Here is a 6714-nt window from a genome sequence, read left to right as displayed (position 1 = left end):
TTGACGATGGCAGTGATTATGGTGATTATCGAGGGTATCCAAGTAAAGGTATTAAGGTATTGCGAGCAACCAATAGTGGTAATTATCAAGGTGAAACTTCAATAACTAAAAATAACTTTCCAACTACCGGGTCACATGGTTTGTATTTTTATTTACTATTAGGCGGTATAACACCTGAAGCGGTATTAGCTGCCAATGGTAGAACGATAAAATCTGTAGAAGGGGGAAATGTTAGTTTATCATTAAGTGTAAGTAAAACCACTGAATGGGAGCATGGTGGTCATGGACCGTATCCATATGGATTGGCTGAACCTGCTATAAAAATAACCTTAATCGGCCCACGTTTCAATTCTACGGATAAGAGTTTTAGACCCATGACATTTAGATTATATGCAGATAGTAATAAAAGTACGCTAATTTACGAATTTAAATTAATGCGTTGGTTTATTGCTAATCCTGAAATTATTTTTAATAATGAAAATGAAAATTCTCGCCCTATTAGTTCTAACGATGAGGCGTTAAATTATCAAGCTAAGGCAAGGGATTATTGTAAAAGTTTAGGTAGTGGTTATCGATTGCCAGATGTGAATGATTTTTCCAATACCAATCCTGACTATGGTTGGATTGGCGGTTATGTTAATAGTTATGGCTCTTATGCGCGTCGACAATTAAGTTATCAGAAGAATGGAAAATGGATTGGAGGAATTGCGAATGAATGGGGGTGTATGGCTGAAGATGATTTGTATGATCCAGGTCATAATATGCTTTGCCAAACTTATACAGGAACAGACTGGCAATCGTATCAGTATTGGACAAATAATGTAACTTCACAATCAGAGCAATTTAAAAATAACGGAAAACCATTTATATATGTAAATGGAGGATATATCGACACAATTGATATGATTCTCGGCGACGGTATTTTTGCTGCTTGTGTTACACCTTAAGTGTTAATTATGATTATAAATAAAAAGTAGGTTAATTTTGATTAACCTACCAAGGTTTAGTTTATTGAATTGCTTTAGCGACTATTTGCTGTGCTTCTTGTTGAAGAGTTAATAGATGCTCATTACCGATAAAACTTTCTGCATAAATCTTATAAGCATCTTCTGTACCAGAAGGACGAGCAGCAAACCAACCATTTTGTGTGATCACTTTTAAACCACCGATTGGCGCATTATTCGCTGGTGCAGTGGTTAAGCATTGAGTAATTTCCTCACCAGCTAGTTTATTTGTAGTTAATTGGCTGGCATCAAGTTTGGCTAATTTTTGTTTTTCAGTAAATGATGCAGGAGCTTGAATTCGACCATAATAAGAAACACCAAATTTTGCTTCAAGTTCTTGGTATTGCTCTTGTGGATTTTTGCCTGTTTTAGCCGTCATTTCCGCTGCTAATAAGCATAAAATGATGCCATCTTTATCCGTTGCCCAAACTTTGCCATTAGTTCTTAAGAATGACCCACCAGCGCTTTCTTCACCAGCAAAACCAAGTTTGCCATGATAAAGTCCATCAGCATACCATTTAAAGCCGACTGGATATTCAAGGTATTTTTTGTTTAAGCTATTAGCAACACGATCGATCATTGAGCTAGTGACCAGCGTTTTACCAATAGCGATATTTTGATGCCACTGTGGACGATTTTGAAATAAATAGTTTACGCAAGTTGAAAGGTAAGCATTCGGATTCATCAACCCTTTTGGTGTAACAATGCCGTGACGGTCAGCATCAGTATCGTTACCAAAAGCTAAATCAAATTTATCTTTGAGGTTTAATAAACCGGCCATTGCCCAGCGACTTGAACAATCCATACGGATCACTTCATCATGATCAAGGTGCATAAAGCTAAATGTTGGGTCAATTTTATTGTTGACGATTTCAAGGTTTATGCCGTATTTTTCAGCAATGCGGGGCCAATAAGTAATACATGCACCGCCAAGTGGATCAACACCAATTTTTAGCGATGATGCTTTAATTAATGACAGATCTAAAATATTTTCAAGATCGTTAACATAATCAGTTTCATATTCTTTAGTATGAACATAGTCTGATTTTATTGCTTTCTCTAAGCTAACACGTTTAACACCACTAAGGTTATTTTTTAATAATTCATTAGCACGATTTTCGATTTGTTTAGTTATATCAGTATCAGCTGGACCACCATTAGTCGGATTATATTTGATACCGCCATCTTCAGGTGGATTATGTGATGGAGTAATAACTATGCCATCAGCTAATTGAGATTGTTTATCCTGATTATAAGTCAATATTGCATGAGAGATCACTGGTGTGGGAGTATAGCCCCAATTTTGCGCTATAACTACAGTTTGTTCATTCGCCACAAAGACTTCAAGCACTGATTTTAAAGCAAGTTCAGATAAAGCATGGGTATCTTGACCAATAAAACATGGTCCAGTGATATTGTTTACTTTGCGATATTCGACTACTGCTTGGGCAATTGCTAATATGTGTGCTTCGTTGAAAGTTGCTTTATTTGAGCTACCGCGATGACCTGATGTACCAAAAATAACTAACTGGCTAGCATTATCAACATCAGGCTGAATTTGATAATAGTTATTTTGTAATGTTGGGATATTAATTAGATCAGATGGTTGAGCTAATAATCCCGCACGGCTTGATTTAGCCATTTTTTACTCCTCTTTCATAACTTTATATTAATATTCACTTTTATCATTATAATTTTTAGTGAATTACTATATAGTTTACGGTAAAAAGGCATGGATAACTTGATTAATCATGTTTTCAGATATACCCATGTCACTCATAATTGATTCGATAATATATAGTTTTCTAGCTGTATTTGTATTACTAATTACCCAATATGGGGTACCAATAATTTCTCTTGGTTTAGTATTTTTTCCCGATGTTTCTAACGAATGTTTGTCTTTAGCTAAGTATTGTCGTTTACTGCCATGTAGTGATGTTGCTGCAATTGAAAATAATGCTGGGTTGTAGTTATATAGCGCGCCAAGTAGTAATAAAAAACGGCTTATGATCGATTTTTCATTCGTGAAAGTGTCGCTAGTAAGGAGATCATTAAAAATTGGGTAATGATTTTCTTTGGCTAATATAGGATCAGCTTTAGTGATTACAGGTTGGTTAAAGTTCAATAAACGTCGCAAAATACTTGATGCATCTTCACCAATATGTTTAGTTTGACCTGCAATAAATTGATAAAGTTCTTCGTCGATTTCGATAGTTTTCATTCTGTTACTTTGCCTATTAAATTATTGTACTGGACAACCATCAACTGGAATGGCGTCAAATTTTAAACTTTTAGTCGGTCTGTCTTGTAAACAATCTGGTTTAGATTGATGCGTGACGGTTTCGTTTTTTATCGTCATTTGCTGATTTTCATCATGACAGGCTGTTATCATAACTGATAATACTAAAGGAAAAAATAACCGTTTCATGTACTTATTGTATGGTGGATTAACAATTGAGCTGAGTATAACTCAAGTTAGGCCAAAATTATATTATCAAATGATAAAATAATGAAAATGATATTGTTGTTTTTCCAAAAGAATATTATGCTAAACATGGTATAAAACATATACTCAAATTATATGAGGAATAAATTATGAAAAAAATCGTCACATTAACTATTCTAGCAGCAATTTTATCTGGATGTAGTAATAGTGATATCTACTCTGGCGATGTTTATACGGTTGATCAAGCTAAACAAGTTCAGCAAGTAAGTTATGGTACAGTTGTTTCGGTTAGAGCAGTTAAGATTCAAACAAATTCTGATGGTAAAAATAGTGGCAATTTAGCTGGTCCTGTAGGTGGTGCAGTCATTGGTGGTGTTTTAGGTAATACAATTGGTGATGGCACTGGTAGAATTTTAGCTACTGCAACTGGTGCTATTGGTGGTGCAATTTTAGGCGATGCAATTGAAAACAAATCTAGTCAAGCCGATGCGGTTGAATTAGAAATTAAACCAGAAAATGGTTCTAATTTTGTTATCGTACAAAAAGGCGATGCTAAACAGTTCTACGCTGGTCAAAATGTTAAACTAGTTACTAATGGTAAACGCATCAATGCAGCTCCAAGATATACAAGTAGATAATATTTGATCCATTTCATGTTTATTATTTAAATCTTGCTAGTTTGATATAAATTTGCTTCCACTTATAGCAATTATAAATGGAAGTAAATTTATAATAACTACCTTATTTGCTATCTAAAGAGCATCAACAAAGTTAATTAATCGGCTATTTTGTCGACATAAAAATTTGCCTGTCTAATAACAAATCGTTAAACTCAAACTAAATGTTTTAATAGTAATAAGGAACTATATAGCAATGCGTATATTACATACAATGATCCGTGTCGGAGATTTAAAACGCTCAATTGATTTTTATACTCGAGTTATGGGTATGACGCTACTTAGAACCAGTGAAAATCCGGAATATCAATATTCACTCGCTTTTGTCGGTTATGGTGATGAATCAACCAGTTCAGTAATTGAATTAACTTATAATTGGGGAACAGAAAAATATGATCATGGCACTGCTTTTGGTCATATTGCTATTGGTGTTGATGATGTTGCTAAAATGTGTGAGGATGTCCGTCAAGCTGGTGGTCGAGTTACTCGTGAAGCAGGTCCTGTAAAAGGTGGTAAAACGATTATTGCTTTTGTAGAAGATCCCGATGGTTATAAAATAGAGTTAATTCAAAATAGCCAAGCGACTAAAGCATTAGGCAATTAATTTAGCTATGCTCATTTTAACTATCGCCGAATTATCGGCGATATTGGTTTGTTAAATTTAGTTAATATTTTGCAGCTAATAGAGCGGCTAATAGCTGTTGATGTGCTATAGCTTGTTTGCTTTGTTCAAGACTAGCGCTAGTCATAATGGCATTTAATGACCTTAGTGATTCATCAAAATCATCATTGATAATCACATAATCATATTCATTGTAATGTGAAATTTCAGATTGAGCTTTGTGCATTCTTTTGCTGATCACCTGCGCATCGTCTTGACCTCGTTTGATGAGTCGATTTTCAAGTTCTTTAAGTGATGGTGGTAAGATAAAAATACTTTTTGATTCGGGCATTTGCTCTCTAACTTGTTTCGCCCCTTGCCAGTCGATATCTAAAAAAACATTAATACCTTGCATTAAAGATTGCTCAATTTCGACTTTAGATGTTCCATAATAGTGATCGAATACATGGGCATATTCTACGAAAGCATTCTGCTTAATTAATGATTCAAATTCTTGATTATCAACGAAATAGTAATGTTCACCTTGTTGTTCTCCAGGTCTTGGTTTTCTTGTCGTATGAGAAATTGAAACTTTTGCTGGATGGTGATTTTCTTGTGCTAAATAGGCACGAATAAGACTTGATTTACCAGCACCACTTGGTGCTGAGATAATGAATAAAGTACCCGTATACATAAATAATATTACCGTTTTTTAATAAGATAATGAGTGATTTTTATTGTCACAAAGAGTCGATAGACGCTATTATAGCAAAATTTGCTTACTGTATGTGGCTTATTGTTATATCTAGATTTTAATATAAAAAATCAACTATATAACGAATAATGTGGTATTGAAATTGAATCAACATTATTACAATTATTAAATATATTAGATAGCAGTTTATTTTATTAAGGAAAGGAAAATGTCATTAACATTTAAAGATGGTGTACAAGCGTGTATTCCAACTTTATTGGGTTATATTGGAATAGGTATTGCCGCTGGTGTTGTAGGTAAAGCGTCTAACTTATCGGTATTAGAAGTGACTCTCATGGCAATTATTATTTATGCGGGTGCATCACAATTTATTATTACTGGTTTAATGATGGTAGCAACACCAATAACAGCGATTATTTTTACGGTGTTTTTAGTTAATTCGCGGCATTTTCTGATGAGTATGGCTACCGCACCGGCATTTCGCCGTTTTTCATTATTGAATAATATTGGTATTGGCAGTCTATTAACTGATGAAAGTTTTGCAGTTGCCATGAATGCTATTGCTAATAAGCAATCCGTAAATCCAGCCTGGATGCATGGCCTAAATATAACTGCTTATGCTGCGTGGATATTATCATGCTTGGTTGGGGCATTGATTGGTGAGTGGTTACCCAATCCTGCACAATTTGGATTAGATTATGCATTAGTGGCGATGTTTATTGGTTTGCTCTATTTACAGCTAACAGGCGATAAATCTAAAGCACTTATAAATCGTGTTATTGCAATGTTAACAGTCAGTGTAATATTGATCTTTTTATTACGTTTTGTTCCATCAGAAATGGCGATATTATTTAGTACTTTTGCTGGTTGCTTTATGGGGATTATTGTGGAGCGTAAAGCATGAGTATTTATAGTATATTAATCATTTTGGGGAGCGGTTTGGTGACTTGGTTACCTCGGGTTATTCCTTTTTTATTAGTTAGAAAATTGCAATTGCCTGAAGTGGTAATCCGTTTTTTATCCTATGTGCCAATTTGTATCTTAACAGCGCTATTTGTCGAGAATCTTTTTATCATTAAACAAGGTGAATTTCCTAGTTTTAATTTTGAATATTGCTTAGCTGCGGTGCCAACTATTATTGTTGCTGTTTTGACTCGGAACTTAATGTGGGTAGTTATTGCTGGAATGAGTAGTATGGCATTAATTCGCTATTTTATTATCTAATTAAATTTTATCATCCAAACAAAAACAGGGCGATTGCCCTATTTTGC

The 6714-nt window shown here is 34.4% G+C and carries 9 protein-coding genes; 5 read left to right on the top strand and 4 right to left on the bottom strand.

What is annotated here, in order from left to right:
* The coding region (locus tag B6D18_RS12575) for a hypothetical protein (RefSeq protein WP_158092517.1) at nt 1-947 on the top strand (947 nt) is incomplete at its 5' end.
* Between the two features lie 61 nt (nt 948-1008).
* Here B6D18_RS12575 and pgm read toward each other — a convergent pair.
* The 3 genes from pgm to B6D18_RS04590 form a co-directional block, all read right to left on the bottom strand.
* Nucleotides 1009-2646, bottom strand: a complete 1638-nt coding sequence (gene pgm / locus B6D18_RS04600; protein WP_086363368.1) for a phosphoglucomutase (alpha-D-glucose-1,6-bisphosphate-dependent) — start codon at nt 2644-2646, stop codon at nt 1009-1011.
* Nucleotides 2647-2721: 75 nt separating this feature from the next.
* Entirely contained in the window at nt 2722-3225 is a 504-nt protein-coding gene (locus B6D18_RS04595) for a hypothetical protein (RefSeq protein WP_086363367.1), read from the bottom strand.
* A gap of 21 nt (nt 3226-3246) precedes the next feature.
* A complete protein-coding gene (locus tag B6D18_RS04590; protein ID WP_086363366.1) occupies nt 3247-3432 on the bottom strand; it encodes a hypothetical protein in 186 nt (61 codons plus the stop codon).
* A gap of 167 nt (nt 3433-3599) precedes the next feature.
* On the opposite strand from B6D18_RS04590, the gene B6D18_RS04585 reads away from it, so the two are divergent.
* On the top strand, nt 3600-4088 hold the full coding sequence (locus B6D18_RS04585) for a glycine zipper 2TM domain-containing protein (RefSeq protein ID WP_216818841.1): 489 nt from the start codon (nt 3600-3602) through the stop codon (nt 4086-4088).
* Nucleotides 4089-4323: 235 nt separating this feature from the next.
* A complete protein-coding gene (gloA, locus tag B6D18_RS04580; RefSeq protein ID WP_065614224.1) occupies nt 4324-4731 on the top strand; it encodes a lactoylglutathione lyase in 408 nt (135 codons plus the stop codon).
* Between the two features lie 61 nt (nt 4732-4792).
* Here gloA and gmk read toward each other — a convergent pair whose 3' ends face one another.
* A complete protein-coding gene (gene gmk, locus B6D18_RS04575) occupies nt 4793-5422 on the bottom strand; it encodes a guanylate kinase (RefSeq protein WP_086363364.1) in 630 nt (209 codons plus the stop codon).
* Nucleotides 5423-5651: 229 nt separating this feature from the next.
* On the opposite strand from gmk, the gene B6D18_RS04570 reads away from it, so the two are divergent.
* Together B6D18_RS04570 and B6D18_RS04565 are read left to right on the top strand one after the other, a co-directional pair.
* Nucleotides 5652-6347, top strand: a complete 696-nt coding sequence (locus B6D18_RS04570) for an AzlC family ABC transporter permease (RefSeq protein ID WP_086363363.1) — start codon at nt 5652-5654, stop codon at nt 6345-6347.
* Nucleotides 6344-6667 carry an AzlD domain-containing protein gene (locus tag B6D18_RS04565; protein WP_086363362.1) on the top strand — a complete coding sequence of 108 codons (324 nt, stop codon included), beginning with the start codon at nt 6344-6346 and terminating at the stop codon, nt 6665-6667. Before B6D18_RS04570 ends, B6D18_RS04565 begins: the two co-directional genes overlap by 4 nt.
* The last annotated feature ends 47 nt before the right edge of the window (nt 6668-6714 follow it).

This window comes from Gilliamella sp. A7, assembly GCF_002142015.1.
Lineage (GTDB): Bacteria > Pseudomonadota > Gammaproteobacteria > Enterobacterales > Orbaceae > Gilliamella > Gilliamella apis_A.
This window is presented reverse-complemented; position numbering and strand designations above follow the sequence as displayed.